This is a genomic window from Bacillus sp. SIMBA_154 (assembly GCF_046536015.1).
Classification (GTDB): Bacteria; Bacillota; Bacilli; order Bacillales; family Bacillaceae; genus Bacillus; species Bacillus pumilus_P.
The window spans coordinates 67,814-84,233 of the sequence record NZ_JAWJBV010000001.1 but is presented as its reverse complement, the minus strand read 5'-3'; the positions used below and the strand labels follow the sequence as shown (position 1 = coordinate 84,233).

18 protein-coding genes are annotated in these 16,420 nt (G+C 41.5%); 4 read left to right on the top strand and 14 right to left on the bottom strand.

Annotated features, from left to right (window positions below; translation table 11 throughout):
* Positions 1 to 15 precede the first annotated feature (15 nt).
* From pstB to R0K30_RS00420, 8 genes are all read right to left on the bottom strand, one after another.
* Positions 16 to 828 (bottom strand): phosphate ABC transporter ATP-binding protein PstB, encoded by an 813-nt coding sequence (gene pstB / locus R0K30_RS00455; RefSeq protein ID WP_410608547.1) that lies wholly within the window; start codon positions 826 to 828, stop codon positions 16 to 18.
* Positions 829 to 851: 23 nt separating this feature from the next.
* Positions 852 to 1,736 (bottom strand): phosphate ABC transporter permease PstA, encoded by an 885-nt coding sequence (gene pstA, locus R0K30_RS00450; protein WP_099726634.1) that lies wholly within the window; start codon positions 1,734 to 1,736, stop codon positions 852 to 854.
* Positions 1,736 to 2,662 carry a phosphate ABC transporter permease subunit PstC gene (gene pstC / locus R0K30_RS00445; protein WP_034319569.1) on the bottom strand — a complete coding sequence of 309 codons (927 nt, stop codon included), beginning with the start codon at positions 2,660 to 2,662 and terminating at the stop codon, positions 1,736 to 1,738. Before pstC ends, pstA begins: the two co-directional genes overlap by 1 nt.
* A 79-nt stretch (positions 2,663 to 2,741) precedes the next feature.
* The gene (locus R0K30_RS00440; RefSeq protein WP_007501261.1) at positions 2,742 to 3,659 is read right to left on the bottom strand and encodes a phosphate ABC transporter substrate-binding protein; all 918 of its coding nucleotides are present in this window, start codon (positions 3,657 to 3,659) and stop codon (positions 2,742 to 2,744) included.
* A gap of 214 nt (positions 3,660 to 3,873) precedes the next feature.
* Positions 3,874 to 6,009, bottom strand: coding sequence for a peptidoglycan D,D-transpeptidase FtsI family protein (locus tag R0K30_RS00435; protein WP_283775116.1), 2,136 nt, complete (start codon positions 6,007 to 6,009; stop codon positions 3,874 to 3,876).
* Between the two features lie 122 nt (positions 6,010 to 6,131).
* Positions 6,132 to 7,418 carry an MFS transporter gene (locus R0K30_RS00430; RefSeq protein WP_099726633.1) on the bottom strand — a complete coding sequence of 429 codons (1,287 nt, stop codon included), beginning with the start codon at positions 7,416 to 7,418 and terminating at the stop codon, positions 6,132 to 6,134.
* Between the two features lie 122 nt (positions 7,419 to 7,540).
* Positions 7,541 to 8,149 carry a superoxide dismutase SodA gene (gene sodA, locus R0K30_RS00425; protein WP_099726632.1) on the bottom strand — a complete coding sequence of 203 codons (609 nt, stop codon included), beginning with the start codon at positions 8,147 to 8,149 and terminating at the stop codon, positions 7,541 to 7,543.
* 187 nt (positions 8,150 to 8,336) lie between these two features.
* Positions 8,337 to 8,822 carry a DUF456 domain-containing protein gene (locus R0K30_RS00420; protein WP_099726631.1) on the bottom strand — a complete coding sequence of 162 codons (486 nt, stop codon included), beginning with the start codon at positions 8,820 to 8,822 and terminating at the stop codon, positions 8,337 to 8,339.
* 143 nt (positions 8,823 to 8,965) lie between these two features.
* On the opposite strand from R0K30_RS00420, the gene R0K30_RS00415 reads away from it, so the two are divergent.
* The gene (locus R0K30_RS00415; RefSeq protein WP_099726630.1) at positions 8,966 to 9,739 is read left to right on the top strand and encodes a DUF1189 domain-containing protein; all 774 of its coding nucleotides are present in this window, start codon (positions 8,966 to 8,968) and stop codon (positions 9,737 to 9,739) included.
* A gap of 75 nt (positions 9,740 to 9,814) precedes the next feature.
* Here the strand turns inward: R0K30_RS00415 and R0K30_RS00410 are convergent, their stop codons facing one another.
* Entirely contained in the window at positions 9,815 to 10,360 is a 546-nt protein-coding gene (locus tag R0K30_RS00410; RefSeq protein ID WP_099726629.1) for a GNAT family N-acetyltransferase, read from the bottom strand.
* A gap of 238 nt (positions 10,361 to 10,598) precedes the next feature.
* On the opposite strand from R0K30_RS00410, the gene R0K30_RS00405 reads away from it, so the two are divergent.
* The gene (locus R0K30_RS00405) at positions 10,599 to 10,901 is read left to right on the top strand and encodes a hypothetical protein (RefSeq protein ID WP_099726628.1); all 303 of its coding nucleotides are present in this window, start codon (positions 10,599 to 10,601) and stop codon (positions 10,899 to 10,901) included.
* A 105-nt stretch (positions 10,902 to 11,006) separates the two neighbouring features.
* Entirely contained in the window at positions 11,007 to 12,122 is a 1,116-nt protein-coding gene (ispG, locus tag R0K30_RS00400) for a flavodoxin-dependent (E)-4-hydroxy-3-methylbut-2-enyl-diphosphate synthase (protein WP_099726627.1), read from the top strand.
* A gap of 42 nt (positions 12,123 to 12,164) precedes the next feature.
* Here the strand turns inward: ispG and R0K30_RS00395 are convergent, their stop codons facing one another.
* Entirely contained in the window at positions 12,165 to 12,527 is a 363-nt protein-coding gene (locus R0K30_RS00395; protein ID WP_008342359.1) for a DUF308 domain-containing protein, read from the bottom strand.
* A 139-nt stretch (positions 12,528 to 12,666) separates the two neighbouring features.
* Between R0K30_RS00395 and R0K30_RS00390 the strand changes: the two genes are divergently transcribed.
* Positions 12,667 to 13,245 carry a 5' nucleotidase, NT5C type gene (locus R0K30_RS00390; protein WP_099726626.1) on the top strand — a complete coding sequence of 193 codons (579 nt, stop codon included), beginning with the start codon at positions 12,667 to 12,669 and terminating at the stop codon, positions 13,243 to 13,245.
* Here R0K30_RS00390 and R0K30_RS00385 read toward each other — a convergent pair.
* The 4 genes from R0K30_RS00385 to R0K30_RS00370 all read right to left on the bottom strand — a co-directional run bounded on the left by R0K30_RS00385 (position 13,242) and on the right by R0K30_RS00370 (position 16,331).
* Positions 13,242 to 14,147: an ROK family protein gene (locus tag R0K30_RS00385; RefSeq protein ID WP_410608539.1), complete on the bottom strand. Its 906-nt coding sequence runs from the start codon at positions 14,145 to 14,147 to the stop codon at positions 13,242 to 13,244. The two genes, R0K30_RS00390 and R0K30_RS00385, sit on opposite strands and share 4 nt — an antisense overlap.
* Before the next feature lie 141 nt (positions 14,148 to 14,288).
* Complete coding sequence (zur, locus tag R0K30_RS00380; protein ID WP_410608537.1) at positions 14,289 to 14,717, bottom strand: zinc uptake transcriptional repressor Zur; 429 nt, start codon at positions 14,715 to 14,717, stop codon at positions 14,289 to 14,291.
* On the bottom strand, positions 14,695 to 15,555 hold the full coding sequence (locus tag R0K30_RS00375) for a metal ABC transporter permease (protein WP_191097556.1): 861 nt from the start codon (positions 15,553 to 15,555) through the stop codon (positions 14,695 to 14,697). Before R0K30_RS00375 ends, zur begins: the two co-directional genes overlap by 23 nt.
* On the bottom strand, positions 15,555 to 16,331 hold the full coding sequence (locus R0K30_RS00370) for a metal ABC transporter ATP-binding protein (protein WP_099726622.1): 777 nt from the start codon (positions 16,329 to 16,331) through the stop codon (positions 15,555 to 15,557). Before R0K30_RS00370 ends, R0K30_RS00375 begins: the two co-directional genes overlap by 1 nt.
* Positions 16,332 to 16,420 lie beyond the last annotated feature (89 nt).

The window sequence follows — 16,420 nt, the reverse complement described above, 5'->3', positions numbered from 1 at the left end:
CAAAATCCACCCGCCTTATCCAAATCGACCATTGATATAGTCTTCTGTTTTTTGCTGCGCAGGACGTGTAAAGATACGTTCAGTCGCATCATATTCCACTAGATCACCGTTCAGGAAAAAGGCCGTACGATCAGATACACGTAACGCCTGCTGCATGTTGTGTGTGACAATGACAATTGAATAATCATGTTTTAATTCTGTTAACAGCTCTTCAATTTTTGCATTTGAGATCGGGTCTAGAGCGGAAGCAGGTTCATCTAATAGAAGCACGCTAGGCTTCATCGCAAGTGTACGTGCAATACAAAGGCGCTGCTGCTGACCGCCTGATAATGACAATGCAGAGCGGTGCAGACGGTCTTTGACCTCATCCCATAGCGCCGCCTTTGTTAAGCTTTCCTCTACCGCATCATCAAGCACTGATTTTCTTTTTTCACCCGCATACTTTAACGCATGGGTAATGTTGTTGTAGATCGATTTAGGAAATGGATTTGGTTTTTGGAATACCATGCCGATTTCTCTTCTTAAATTCACCACATTAATGCGGTCATCCAAAATATTTAACCCTTCGTACATGATCGCCCCTTCACTTCTCGCGCCTGGAATCAGGTCGTTCATTCGGTTAATGCTGCGTAAAAAGGTTGATTTCCCGCAGCCTGATGGGCCGATTAATGCGGTAATCGCGTTCTTCTCAATTTCGAATGAAATGTGATTAACCGCTCTTTTTTCACCATAATAAATGCTTAAATCCTGCACCTGTAAAATCTCTTCCGCTTGAAGTGGAGCCTTTTTTGCTGCAATCTCTTTTTTTTCTGCTAGCATTTGAACCATATCCCCTTCACACCTCTCTCACATTATTTTGACGTAAGCTTCTTATGAATAAATGAACCAAGCCATCTAGCTGCTAAGTTGAACAATAAGACCGAAAGCACAAGTACGGCTGATGCACCATTTGCAATGGCTTCTGCATCTGGTATGATCCCTTGTGTATTGACGTTCCATATATGAACGGCTAATGTTTCGGCCGGTCTGAAAATATTCAGCGGTGACGTATCAGAAAAAGGACTCCAGTTTGTAAAATCAAGACGCGGTGTTGAGAGACCTGCTGTGAAAAGAAGAGCAGCCGCCTCCCCGAAGACTCTTCCTGATGCTAAAATCGCACCGGTAATAATAGAAGGAATCGCACCTGGAATAAGGACTGTCTTCACCGTATGCCACTTCGTTACACCGAGCGCAAGTGATGCTTCCTTTTGATCCTTCGGTACAGAGCGCAGCGCGTCTTCTGTCACCCTGACCATCACTGGTAAGTTAAACACAGTGAGCGCAAGAGCTCCCCCAATGATCGTATAGCCCCAGCCTGTTAAATTCACAAACATGAGTAAACCAAACATGCCAATGACGATAGATGGAAGTGACGATAGCACTTCAATACATGTACGAATAAAATCTGTGACTTTGTTTTGAGGTGCATATTCCGCCATGTACACTCCGCCGCCGACGCCAAGGGGCACTGTGATCAGCATCGTAATAAATAGAATGTAAAACGAGTTAAACAGCTGATCCCGAATACCGCCGCCAGAGCCAATCGCACTTGAGCGAGTTGTCAAAAAGTCAAAATTTAATTCTTTTGCACCGTTGAAAATGATATAAGAAAACAAACCAACAAGAATCGCCGTAATAATGGCGGCACATAATCCAAAAACAAATGTGGCAAAACGATCGGTCATTTTGCTATTCATTAAATCTTCCTCCTAGACGACAAGTATCTGATAATGAGTATGAACATAAATGATACAACTAGAAGGACAAGTCCCATTGACCAAAGTGTATTGTTTTCAACACTTCCATACGTTGTGTGACCCATGTTTAACGTAATAATGGTTGTTAATGTACCAGCTGTGTCCATAATGCTCTCTGGTAGATTACGCGTGTTTCCAATGACCATCTGAACGGCAAGGGCTTCTCCAAATGCTCTTGCCATTCCAAGCACGACCGCTGTCATTAATGTCGGAAGAGCTGCTGGTACAAGAACACGTCTGATCGTTTGCCATCTTGTTGCGCCTAATGCATACGATCCCTCACGTAAACTTTTTGGAAGTGAAGCCATTGCATCAGTTGCAATGGATGTAACGGTTGGGAGAATCATAATAGACAGGACAATCGTTCCTGCTAGCACGCTATGCCCTGAGCCGCTTGACTTGAAATGTCCGATAAACGGTACCAATACTGTAAGACCTATGAATCCGTAAACAACGGATGGAATCCCTACAAGCAATTCAATGACTGGCTGGAGAATTTTTCGTCCCCAAGCAGGTGCAATTTCTGTCATAAAGATTGCGCCTGCGATGCCTAGCGGCGCTGCAATGAGTGCCGATAGGAGTGTGACGGCGATTGATCCAAAGATAAATGGAAATGCGCCGTACTGCGGGTTTTCTGCTGTTGGGTTCCAATTGATACTGGTTAAGAACTCAATTGGGCTTACACCATTTACGATGAAAGATTGTAAACCCTTAATGCCAAGGAAGATCGTGATGGCGATGGATACAGCAATCATTAAGAATGCGCAAAATCTCACCAAAATACTTCCTCTTACTTCATCCATTTGCCTATTTTTCTTCGAGCTGATCAGTCGATCGCTCGCTTCTGTCTGTTCTATCTGCTTCATCTTTTTCTACACTCCTATGAATGTCATAAAAGGAAAAGTGAAAAGCTCCACTTTTCCTTCATCAGCAATTCAAGACCTATTACTTATCTGTTTGTTTGCCTGTTGCGTCTCTTTCTACTTTCATATTAGAAACTGAGATGTAGCCTTGGTCTTTGACGATTTCTTTTTGTACTTCGTCACTCATGAGGTAATCTAAAAATTGTTTTGCTAGACCATCCGGCTCACCTTTTGTATAAGAGTGCTCGTAAGCCCAAATTGTATATTTACCGCTTTCCACATTGCTTTCTTCTGGTTTCACACCATCAATGCTAAGCGGTGTAATTTTGTCATCTGTTAAATAAGAGAATGCTAGGTATCCAATCGCACCTGGTGTTTCTGCAATCAATTTTTTCACTGTGTTTGAAGAATCTTCTGTGATTCCTTCTGCAGGTGTTGCACCATCAAGCGCATATTTCACAAATGTTGCACGAGTTCCTGAAGAGTCAGGTCTGTTCACAAGAGTGATTTTTTGGTCTTTCCCGCCAAGCTCTTTCCAGTTTTTGATTTTACCAGTGAAGATTTTTTTCAATTCGTCCTTTGTGATGTCTTTGACACCAACTTCAGGGTTTACAGCTGCGGCCATTCCAACAACTGCTACTTTGTGGTCTTTTAAAGCTTTTGCGTCGATTCCGTCTTTCTCTTCTGCGAATACATCTGAGTTACCAATTTGTACAGATCCTTCTGACACTTGAGAAAGTCCTGTTCCTGAACCGCCGGCTTGTACTTGAATATCGGCTTTTGGATGTTTATCCATGAATTTTTCTGCTGCCGCAAGAACTAAAGGCTGCATCGCAGATGATCCTGAGATGGTAATGGAACCTGATGCCTCATCTTTGTTTGAAGCATTTCCTTTACTGTCTTTTGAATCTCCGCTTGAGCTGCTGTTTCCGCATGCTGTGACGAATGCTAACAATGCGATAGTAAGGAAAGTAAGCAGCCATAATTTGTTCTTTTTCATTTCAAGAATACCCCCTGAATAATTTGTCCTACGAGTAATACATTAAAGGTTCTTTATTAATTTCGTTTAAATGGAATGTTAAGGTTTTGTAAATGTCGAAGTTTTGTAGAGATATTGCGGAGTTTTTTGTGGTTTTTGTCAATTTATATCGAAAAGTTTGAAGAAAACATAAAAAAACGCCCACAAAAAGTGAGCGTTTTTACCTAGTAAAGGTCTAGTCATTTGTTTCTGCTTCATTTTCAATTTTATTTTTGTTTTTCGCTTGTGTATCATTGCTTTCCTGTTTTGATTTCAGTTCAAAGTATTTGTCTAATACTTGTTCACCAATATCATTCGTAATCGGATAGCGCTGGTTGTAGTCTTGATACACCCACGGTACAACGACGGAAATGGCCACTTCTGGATTATCAGCAGGCGCATACGCAACAAGTGTTGTGTTATATGTCGGTGTGCCGCGTTTGCTTTTAATTGGGCCGTCATAGAATGATTGAGCGGTCCCTGTTTTGCCAGCTGGATTGTACTTTTTGTTGCCAAAGTTTGAATAGGCTGTCCCTCTTGGATTTTGCATCACAAGCTTGAAGCCTTGCTGTACACGCTTGATCTCATCACTTGTCATATCAAGCTTATTCAATACATCCGGCTTAACGGATTCCGTCACGGCTCCAATTCCGCGCTGCGGATCGGGCTCTCTGACTTCTTTTACTAGCTGCGGACGTAAACGATAACCGCCGTTTGCGATCGTTGAGACGTACTGCGCCATTTGCAGCGGTGTAAACGTGTCATATTGTCCAATCGCATAGTCAAGTAAAAGACCAGATTGTGTAGACGTTCCTCGGTAGCCAGTTGCTTCGTTTGGCAGATCGATGCCCGTTTCAACCCCAAGACCAAATTTACTGAAATTGTAGCGGAACGTATCAAATGCTTTCGTATCAATTGGGAGCGGCTGATTCTTACGATATTCCCCTTTCCCAATGGCAATTGCTGTTTTGAACATATACACGTTAGAAGAACGCTCTAGTGCCGTTAAATCATTAATGAGTCCCATATTTTGATAGGATTTCTTTGGCGGTGACTGAGCGATATAGAGCGGTTCATCATACTGGGTGCTTCCAATATGAAGCGCGCCTGTTTTATATCCTGTCAGTACAGTTGCCCCTTTCACTGCTGATCCCATCGCATACGATGATGTCATGGTTCCTAGTGCGTAGTCATCGAATTTGTATTTTCCGTTTTTGTTTGTAATCTGTTTACCCGCAACCGAGAGAACCTCTCCATTTCTCGGGTCCATCATCACAACAAACGCACGGTCAAGAAGCTCTGTTCCACCTCTTTGCTTCGCACTTCTCAAGTTCTTTTCAATGATTTTTTCAACCGCTTTTTGCAGCTGAATATCAATTGTGAGCACAAGGTCTTTCCCGCTCTTTCCTTCTGTTAAGACTTTAGAGCTTGTGACATTGCCCTCTTTATCGGTTGTACTCTGTTCTTTTTCCTTTTGGCCCTGCAAAACATCTTCATATTGATATTCAAGATAGCTTTTTCCTACACGGTCATTTCGGCTGTAGCCGAGTGATAGATAATGTTCAAGGAGTGACTGCGGAAGACCTTCATCACTTGAGGACACACTGCCGAGCATACTGCGGAGCAGTCCTTTATAAGGATAGCTGCGCGACCAGTCTGTGGTGACATCAACGCCTGGCAGCTCGTCCAAATGCTCAGAGACGTAAGCAATTTCGCTTGGCTTCACATCTTCATTTTTAATGAATTGGGGCGTGAGTGCATAGCCTGCATCCATCTGCCTTTTAATCGCTAGCACTTGCAAATCTTTTTTCGTCAGTTGATTTAATTCCTTGTCTGTGATGCGTTTCAGTTGAAGCTCATATAGTTTATCATCAGAAACCTTATCGTCACCCTTTAATTCTGATTCCTTTTGAACAAGCTTTTTTGCTTCATTCGGATGTGTTAAGATCCAGAAATCTTTTTTGTCACGGTCTGTGATTTTTTTCGTACTCACATGAATCATATCCGCTAATTTTGTAGCCACTTTGAGCCGCTCTTCTTGTGAAGTCGTCGAGGTTCTCGTATATGTAATGGCATTTAGCGCTTTATTGCTGACAATCGTGTTATAGTTTCGATCATAAATTTTTCCGCGCGGAGCAGATGAGCTGACATTCACATCCTCTTGTTTTTCTGCCTGCTTTTTATAATCCTCTCCATTGACAATCTGCACAAACCCAAGTCTAACCACAACACCAGTAAAAATAATGAACGCAGCCAAAAATAATAAATTCAGCCGGATTGGAAGTGTTTTGCGCCCTTCCTTCGCGTCTTTTTTGTTTTTCTTGTTTCTCATCACATCACCTTTTCTATCAAGAAAGAAATGGCACCCCTTTTTGTGTATAAAAGGTGCCATCATCATTTTAGCGGTTTTTCTATGATTTATCTAGAAATTTGATGTTCCATTGGTAAGAAATTTTACCTTTCTCCCTTGATAAGGTTCGTGTGAGATACTGGCTTTTGACCGTCAGTCTCTTTCATATCCGCTGTTTTTTCTTTTAAATGAATATCTTTCACAAAATAATAAATGAGTGTGTGCCCCGCTCCAAGCACTACAAGTGAAGCAGGAATGCCGAGCTCATCACCTAGTAGGGTGACAGACAAAAGAAATAAGACTATGGAACAAATACGGCCGGCATTTAAAAATAGCTCTCTGACCACAATATATTCAATTCGGGCTTTTCTTGCATACCTAGCATGACCGATCACATCATATGTTAAGGATACATAAGGAACAAGAAGGAGCGGATACCCTATCGCTATGGCCACTGCATACATGAGCAGCGATACATAGGACAAGTGAAAAATAATCAGAAATAAGGCGCCGTATAAAATAAGCCCGCCAAGCATAATGGCTTTCTTCCGCCATTTTTTCTTAATCAAACGTGTAGCGAAGAAATAAGCAAAAAAGGCAACACCTGAATTTACTAAACCAAATGTCCCTAGAGCAAGCTCACTGTTTGTCGCAATAAACACAAAGACACTAATTAAAAAGACAAACACACCTTCACGAAGCCCTTGAAAAAAGTGAGCCGTTGTAATCTTACGCCAATTCTCGTCCGCATGGCGTTCTTTCCAAATTTGCTTGATCATAAATTTCCCTTTTGACTGCCTTCTCTTAAGGAAAAAACTCATCACAACCGCTAATGAAAACAAAATAAGCGATAAAGTAAAAATCACTGTATAGCCCGTATCATCTGTTAATTGAGAAATGACAATACCCGCGATCAGTGGACCGATCATGCCAGCTGTAGATGTGAGCACCCCTAGAAATCCATTAAAGAAATCTCTTGTCTCAGGCTCTGTGATTTCAAAAGTGAGCACGTTAAAAGCAAGCCAGTAGAAACCATAGCCGATCCCAAGGACACTTCCTAATAAAACAAGCCGCGCGGCCGCTTGTTCTCCTGCTATTAAAACAATTAAGTAAAAAGCGGCTAAGAAGATCACACCAAAACGAAGAACAAACGCCCGATCTATTTTTTTAGCGAGCCGACCAGCGAATAAAAAGGTAATGGGCTGAAGCACAACAATCGCCAGGTTATAAATCGCAAGATCTGTGAATTTCCCAGACTGTTTCCATAAATACACATTTACAAACGTATTCGAAAGCGCAATGGCAAGTGCGTATAATCCACCAATCGTGAGGAGGAGCAATAAATCTCTTGTGACATCCATGTCCCCGAACATTTTCTTTAATCTGCTCATACATTTCATTCTCCTTTTCTACACAATAGTCTGTCTCATCAAAAGGCAGATATGTAAAAAAAGGAGGGAAAATATAAAAAGACCCGCTTCTTTTCAGAGCAGGTCTTTTCGAATCAAATGATTTATTTAGCTTCGCTGTAAAGGCGAGCTACTTCATCCCAGTTCACAACATTCCAGAAAGCAGAAATGTAATCAGGACGACGGTTTTGGTAGTTTAGGTAGTAAGCATGCTCCCAAACGTCTAGTCCTAGAATTGGTGTTTTTCCTTCAGTTAAAGGAGAATCTTGGTTTGGCGTGCTTGTGATTTCAAGTTTGCCATTGTTCACAACAAGCCATGCCCAACCAGAACCAAAGCGTCCTGCAGCTGCTGCAGCGAAATCAGATTTGAATTTTTCAAACCCGCCTAATTCTTTTTCGATTGCATCTGCAAGTTCACCAGTTGGTGCGCCGCCACCGTTTGGTGAAAGAAGCGTCCAGAATAATGAGTGGTTAGCATGTCCTCCGCCGTTGTTACGTACAGCTGTACGAATGTTTTCAGGCACAGAGTTTAGGTTAGCCACTAGCTCATCGATTGATTGATCTTCAAGAGCTGATACACCTTCGATTGCTTTGTTTAAGTTTGTTACGTAAGTGTTATGGTGTTTTGTGTGGTGAATCGTCATTGTTTCCTTGTCGATATGTGGTTCTAATGCATCGTAAGCATATGGTAATTCTGGAAGTTTAAAAGCCATGGTAAAATTCCTCCTTAGAAATGTATGTACTGAAATGCTTCCTTAGTTAGTAAGTAAGCATTTCACCCTACTCAAAGAGTATCAAAAGAAACGGCTTGTTTCAACGTTATTGCTCATGATCTGAAACATTTCAGTGTTTATTGTGTATTTAGCCCTTTAGAAAAAGTTTTAAACACCATTTCTCGATTTAGCGAAGCACATAAAATAAAAAGATTCCAAGCATCAGTGCTTGAATCAATCCTTTGGCAAATACACCCGATACAAACCCAATTAATGAGCCTAACCCTACTTTCACACTTGTCTTCATATCTTTTTGATGAACGAGAAGCTCTGCAATGACACTTCCTATAAATGGACCAATGATAATGCCTGCAATGGGAATGACAAAAGGACCGATTAATAACCCAATGGTGCTTCCCCAAATGGCTGCCCGGCTGCCGCCAAAACGCTTCACTCCAATGAGGTTTGAGACATAATCTGCCGCAAATAATACGGCTGTAAACATGGCTTGAATGAGCCAAAACGTCAGCGTAAGCGGCTCGAAGGTGAAAAAGAAACCATATAGAATAAATCCAAGAACCATAAAAACAACACTAGGAATAATTGGATAGACAAGTCCAACAAACGCAATGATAAATGCACAGCCAATCAGAATCCAATACAGCACGTCCAAGTCACTGCCGCCTCCTTTTTATATGCTGTTTACATTATGCCTCATTCCTTCTATCTTAACCAGCTATGAAGGCCGTACTTGTACTTGATGGATAGACATTGATACAATGTGAGAAATAGAAAAGAATGTAGGAAGTGAATTGGTTGAACGTATTTAGTCTATTATTAAAAGGAATTTACTCACCAAAAGATGTTGCCAGAGCACGGTTTACAGGGATTGGAAAAGCGATTTTGTTCATTTTTATCCTTTCGATCATCGCAGCTGTTCCTCAGGGTTATCATATGAGTCAGGATATTTCGAATGCGATGTCAGGATTTCAGCATGTGATCAAAAAGGATTTACCCGACTTTTCAATCGAAAAAGGAACGCTTCAAGCTGATCAAAGTGCACCGATAGAGAAAGAAGAGAACGGCATCACGATCATCTTTGACCCTGCTGAAAAAATAAAAACAAGTGAGCTTGAAACAAAACAAACGGCTATTGCTTTATTAAAAGAAAAAGCAGTGATTGCCATTGATGGACAAATGACAGATATCCCATACCAGCTCCTTGGCGGGACGCTCACAAAAGATGAACTCGCTCGCGTCATAAACCAGAATCAAGCGATCATTATCCCAGTCATTTGTGTGCTGCTGTATCTATCAACTGCGGCTCTCATGTTCATCAGCGCGACATTCCTTGCAATGCTTGGTACATTTATTAAACGGATGCAGCAAAAAGAGCTTTCCTTCCAAATGCTGTGGAAGCTCTCAGCCTATTCACTCACGTTAACGACGGTCTTTTTCGCCATTATGAGTGCGTTAAACACCCCAGTTGCAAACTCATTTTTATTAAATTGGGTCATTAACTTCATCTTCTTATATCTTGTCGTCAAAGAGATACCCGCTAAAAATAAACCACTTGTCAAAAGTAAATGAGTAGTTACAACAAGGGTTTGTCTACACGCTGAAAGCTCCCCCGACTTGGAGGAGCTTTTTATGTATGTTCATGCTCTATGCCTCATCTGGATGGATGATCGCAAACAAATAGTGATCCTCCCACACGCCATTAATCTTTACTTTTTTACGATTGAGTCCCTCATTTTCAAAACCTGTCTTTTCAAGCACACGAATGGAACCAATGTTATCCGGCTTTACTCCAGCCTCAATACGATGGAGGTGCAGTTCATAAAAGGCATAATCAATGATCAAACGAATGGCCTCTGTCATATATCCCTTCCCGCCTTGATTTTGATCGAGAACATATCCAAGCATGGCCCCTTCAATAGGTCCTCTTTCGACAGAACTTAGTGAGATCGTTCCGACTAAGGCATCTGTTTCATTTAAGAAAATACCATGCATGTAAGCTTCATCTTGTGCACATCGTTGCATACTGCGCTGAATCCGTTCAATTTGACGAGATAACCCGAAAAAATCATCTTTGACCAAAGGTGTAAATTGCTGAAAATATGCGCGATTTTCGAGTTCAAGTGTTAATAGTGATTCTGCATCATTTTCTGTTAGCGTTCTCACATATATATGCTGACCTATTTTCTTCATAAACTCTCCCCCTTCTTTTATTTTATCATAATGGCCATATGAGAAAGCGCACCTATTCATCATGTGGCACTTCAGCTCAAACAAAATTCACAAACCCACACTAACTACCCCAGTGGTTTTCATTACAAGACTTACTAGAACTAACTAGAACCACCCTTTCCAGCTTTTCTCCTCTTTTTGGTTCTATCATTTCAGGACATGCATACACTGAAGTAAACTCTTAAAAGCGGTGAGTGAAATGCGGCGTATTATTTTTTTACTAATCAGTTTGTTTGTCCTCTTTATTATTTTTTTTGATTTAAAAAATGGCACCATCCCTGTTGAGGATGCTCCAGCTGTCCCTGCAAATGCCTTTCAACAAGCTGAGAAAAAAGCATATAAGAACGTCACTGTGAAACAAGGTGAAACCGTCGTCTCCATCGTCCATACAAGCAAGCCACTTGATGAAGTCATTGAAGATTTTGAAGAGCTGAATCAAGGCGTCAAAGCAAATGAAATTCGGGCAGGCAGCACATATAAGTTTCCGGTCTATAAGAGATAAAACGTTAATTCCTTGTCATTCATACAAAGAGACTGTTACAATATGAAATGTAAAACACGTCGTACATGGCAAATGATTGCGTGTACACTAAGGAGCGATTGACAAGTGAGTGAAGTCACACATCGTACTAAAACGCGTCCCGTCAAAGTGGGACCTTTAACTATAGGTGGAAATAATGAGGTTGTCATTCAAAGTATGGCAACAACCAAAACACATGATGTCGAAGCGACAGTAGCTGAAATTAAACGTTTAGAAGAAGCAGGCTGTCAAATCGTGCGTGTCGCATGCCCTGATGAGCGTGCAGCAAATGCGATTGCGGATATTAAAAAACAAATTAACATCCCGCTTGTTGTCGATATACATTTTGACTACAAGCTTGCACTGAAAGCCATTGAAGCAGGTGCAGACAAAATCCGCATCAACCCAGGAAACATCGGCAGACGAGAAAAAGTCGAAGCTGTTGTGAAAGCAGCAAAAGAAAAAGGCATTCCAATCCGTATTGGGGTAAACGCCGGTTCATTAGAGAAAAAAATTCTTGATAAATACGGCTACCCAACAGCAGATGGCATGGTCGAAAGTGCACTGCATCACATTAAAATTCTAGAAGACCTAGACTTTCATGACATTATCGTCAGTATGAAAGCATCTGATGTAAACCTTGCAATTGAGGCGTACGAAAAAGCGGCAAAAGCCTTTGATTATCCTCTTCACCTTGGGATTACAGAATCAGGTACGTTATTTGCAGGTACAGTCAAAAGTGCAGCTGGACTTGGCGCTATCTTGAATATGGGGATTGGTAACACACTCCGCATCTCATTAAGTGCTGACCCAGTTGAAGAAGTAAAAGTAGCACGTGAATTGTTGAAATCATTTGGTCTTGCATCAAATGCAGCAACACTGATCTCCTGCCCAACTTGTGGCCGAATTGAAATTGATCTCATTAGCATTGCAAATGAAGTCGAAGAATATATTTCTACAATTAAAGCACCGATTAAAGTGGCTGTTCTCGGCTGCGCTGTAAACGGTCCAGGTGAAGCACGTGAGGCTGACATCGGAATCGCAGGCGCTAGAGGCGAAGGCCTATTGTTCCGTAAAGGTGAAATTGTGCGTAAAGTACCAGAAGAAACAATGGTCGAAGAGCTGAAAAAAGAAATCGATAAAATCGCTGAAGAACACTATGCGAAAATGGAAGCTGAAAAAGAAAAACAAGCGAACGCATAGCAAAAACGCCTGACGTCACTGTCAGGCGTTTTTCTGTTCTTGTTAAAAGAACGGGGTGATAAATATGCCAAGGATGACGGAAACAATTCCGATCCCGATTGACCACGCGCCAAGCGCATGTGCTCCTTTTCTTCTTGCAATATAACCAACGACGATTGCCGCTACCCCTAATAGCACCGGCAAGACAAATAATGAGATAATCGCAATCGCGAGTGCTGTATAGCCTATCCCCTTACTGCCTGAATCGTCACCTACATGGTCACGTTCTCGTCTGTCTTCTCGATCTCTTGATGCCTGATATGGCTCTGCTATTTCAGCAGCTGTTTCCTCTAAATAGCCATCATCATTACTAAAGTGTGTGTCGATTTCACGATCATTTCTTCTGAAATCCTCGTCTCTTTCCATGATCAATTCCCCCTTGTGGTTAATAGAAAGGAGCTTTTTTAGTATGAGCAAAAATGTCTGTTTCATGTTTGCTAAAACTTGCTGGAATTGTGAATTGATTATGTTACACTTTAAGAGTATAAATATGAGGAGTGTGGGCATGTTACGTTTAGGAATTGATATTGATGGCACAGTGACGGCGCAGGACACCTTTGTTCCCTACTTAAATGAGTCGTTTCAATGTGCCATTACACTAGATGATATGACAGAATATGATTTGACGAAGCTTTTAAAGATTTCAAATGAAGAATTTTGGGGCTGGATGGATCAGCATGAGCCTCTTATTTATAAACAGGCGAAGCCTGCTGAGGGTGCAAAAGAGATCCTCGATCAAATGAAACATCACCACAAACTGATTTATATCACAGCAAGAAGGCAGCATCACACAGATGTCACCTACACGTGGTTTCAAGAAAATCACGTGCACTATGATGACATTGAGCTAGTTGGCGGTCATCACAAGCTGGAAGCTGTTCAAAAGCACAAGATTGATGTGTTTTTCGAGGATCATCATGGCAATGCCACAATGATTGCAAAAGAGGCTGACATTCCGGTCATTCTTTTTAACTCACCTTATAATCAAATGCCAATTGACGATAGAATCATTCGCGTCAATAACTGGAAAGAAGCGTCTCAATGGATTAAACAATACGAACAGCGTCTGCAAACTGCTTATTAATGTAGTGTATCAAGATGTCCTTCTTTCATTAAAAAATGGTACAGTGCCCCCTTCATGCCAGCCTGATTCAAATAGTAGCATGCTTCCAGCTTCACCTGAATGTTCTTCCAGGCATGCAGTGTATGTAAATGTTTCTCAATGCTTGGAATCAAATCCGGCCTTGCACTCACCCCGCCGCCAATGAGAATTTTCTCTGGATTGAGGACAGTTGCTACATTGTAAATACCAATGGCTATTCGTTTGTACCACTGATCCACCAGCTTCTCAATAGACGGATCATGCTTTGCCTTATCAAATATCGCTTGACCGTCTATTTGTTTACTTTGCGAAATTCCTTGCTTTTCTTTATAGCTTCGAATTAATCCAGCCGTTGAAGCACTGCTGTTGAGTGTCGTAAACTGGCCGCTTTCTGTCTCTGTCAGCATCATGCCAAATTCACCGCCGCGAAAGAAGGCCCCGCGAACAAGCTGACCGCCAGCAAAAATACCGCCGCCAACACCTGTACCAATCGTCATACAAATAAAGCTGTCACAATCTATCGCATGACCACTATATTTTTCTGCCAGGGCTGCGCAGTTCGCATCATTTTCCACTTCGACACGAAGAGATGTTTTTTCTTCTAAGAGCGTTTTTACATTTTGACCATTTAAGGCAATGATTGCTCCTGCAAATTCCGTAAAACCCGTTTGACTGTCCACAAACCCTGGAAGACTGATGGCGATTCCGCTGACATCTCGAGTCTTTTGATATTGCTTGACCACGTCCTCCATTGCCTCTAAAAACGGTTCAAGCTGCCAGCAATTCGTTTCATAGTCACCGCCAGTGATCAGCTCCCCATCCTCATCCATTAAACCATGTTTTGTTCTCGTTCCGCCTACATCGAACACGACATAATATGCCACTTTTGACCCCTCCCTATATTCCAAAAGACTCAAGATTGCTTGAGCGTATGACCTGCCTGATCTCATTCTAATGAAGCAGCTGACCTTTGTAAAACGTTTTCAAAAAGACAAAACAAAAAAGCCAGCTTCGCGGCTGGCTTTTTACGAGTGAACTTCCTTCGGTTCGCAGGAAGGACACGTACCGTATATTTCAAATTTATGTCCGCTAATGTGATAATTCTCTAGATCGGCTTCAAGCTTGTCCATAGGACACGCATCGATCTCCTTAGTTTTACCGCATGCAAGACAAATAAAGTGATGATGATGATGGGAAAATGAACATTTAAAACGGAATAGCTTCTCCCCTGACAATTCCGTTGTCTCTAATATCCCAAGGTCTTCATATAAGGACAGGTTTCGATAAATCGTATCGAAGCTAAGACCCGGGTAGTCTTCACTTAATGCCGTTAACACATTTTTAGCGGTCAAGTATTTGTCAGAATCAGAAAACAATTGAAGCATATCTTCACGTTTGCTTGTATATTTGTAGCCTTTTTCCTTTAATAAATCAAGCGCTTCTTGTACGTTCATGATGATTCCCCCTTCTGAATTTTCCAATACTAATACATCCGATTAAAATCAAAATGGACAGCATCACAATGGTTCCGCCCGGCGCTAAATCAAGATAATAGCTTAAGATCAATCCGGCCATGACAGACAATTCACCGAACAAGATCGAAAGGAAAATCGCCTGTTTAAACCCTTTGGCAATCCGAATACTTGCCGCAACAGGCAGCGTCATGAGCGCGGACACAAGCAGTGTACCTACGATACGCATCGATGCCGCAATGACGAGTGCAACGACTAAGATAAAAATAAAATGAATCCATTTTGCTGAAATACCAGAAGCCTTTGCATGCTCTTCATCAAAAGAAAGCAAAAACAATTCTTTATATAAAAGCACAACAACTAACACAACAACGAGTGAGATCCCAACAATAATCCAAAGATCCAGTCTCGAAACCGCACTGACACTTCCGAACAGATAACTAAACAAATCTGTATTAAAGCCATTCGCTAGTGAAATGAAAATGACAGAAATCCCAATACCACCTGATAAGATAATTGGAATCGCCAGTTCCTGATAATGCTTATATACAGAGCGCAGACGTTCAATAAACAATGAGCCGGCGACAGAAAAAGCCATCCCTAAGTACAGCGGGCTAACCCCTGTCAGCAGTCCAAACTTTTTATCAAGGAATAGACTCGCTGCAATCCCCGCAAGTGACACGTGACTGAGGGCATCTGCAATAAGTGAAAGCCTTCTCACGACAATAAATACACCAAGTAAGGGCGCAATAAAACCGATCAGCATTCCTGCAATAAATGCATTTTGTAAAAATTCATAATGAAAAAATGGAAATAGCATTATTCATGTCCCCCATGATGGTGATGGTCGTGATGAATCACTTGAATGTCATGTCCGTAAAATTGAGATAACGCCTGATCATCCATTGAATCAAACGTCTCCGCATCTCCATGGAAATGAAGGCTCTGATTTAAGCAAGCCACATGGGTGACTTTATCAGAGACGGTTCCAACGTCATGTGTGACGAGAATTAAAGACATTCCTTTTTCTTTGTTCAATGTTTCTAACAGCTGATAAAAGCCTTCTACTGTTCGTTGATCCACTCCAACAGTCGGTTCATCTAAAATGAGCAGCTTTGGCTGACTGACGAGCGCACGGGCAATAAATGCACGCTGCTGCTGACCGCCTGAAAGCTCTCCAATGTTTTGGTGCTTTAAATCTTGTATGCCAACTGAGCGAATGGCATCTTCAACTTGCCATTTATCCTGCTTACTCATTCGTTTGAATAAACCAATTTTCGCCGTCAATCCACTTGCGACGACCTCGTACACAGAAGCAGGGAAACCAGTATTAAAACTATTCGCCTTTTGTGAAACAAATCCAATTTGATCCCAGTCTCTAAATTTCGAAACAGGCGTGCCAAATAGCTTTAATTCACCTTGCTGCGGTTTAATGAGCCCAAGCAGGCATTTTAATAAGGTTGTTTTACCAGATCCATTCGGTCCAACGAGTGCCAGAAAATTCCCTTCCTCTACTGTTAAATGAATGTGATCAATGACATTTCGCTGTCCATACGAGTACGAAATGTCTTTCATTTCAATAATCGGCTTTGCCATGAATCTTTCCACCTTTAATCAATATAAAAAGAATGATTACGATTTATACAACAAAAAGAAAATGGCAAGAGCCATTTTCTTTTTCCATA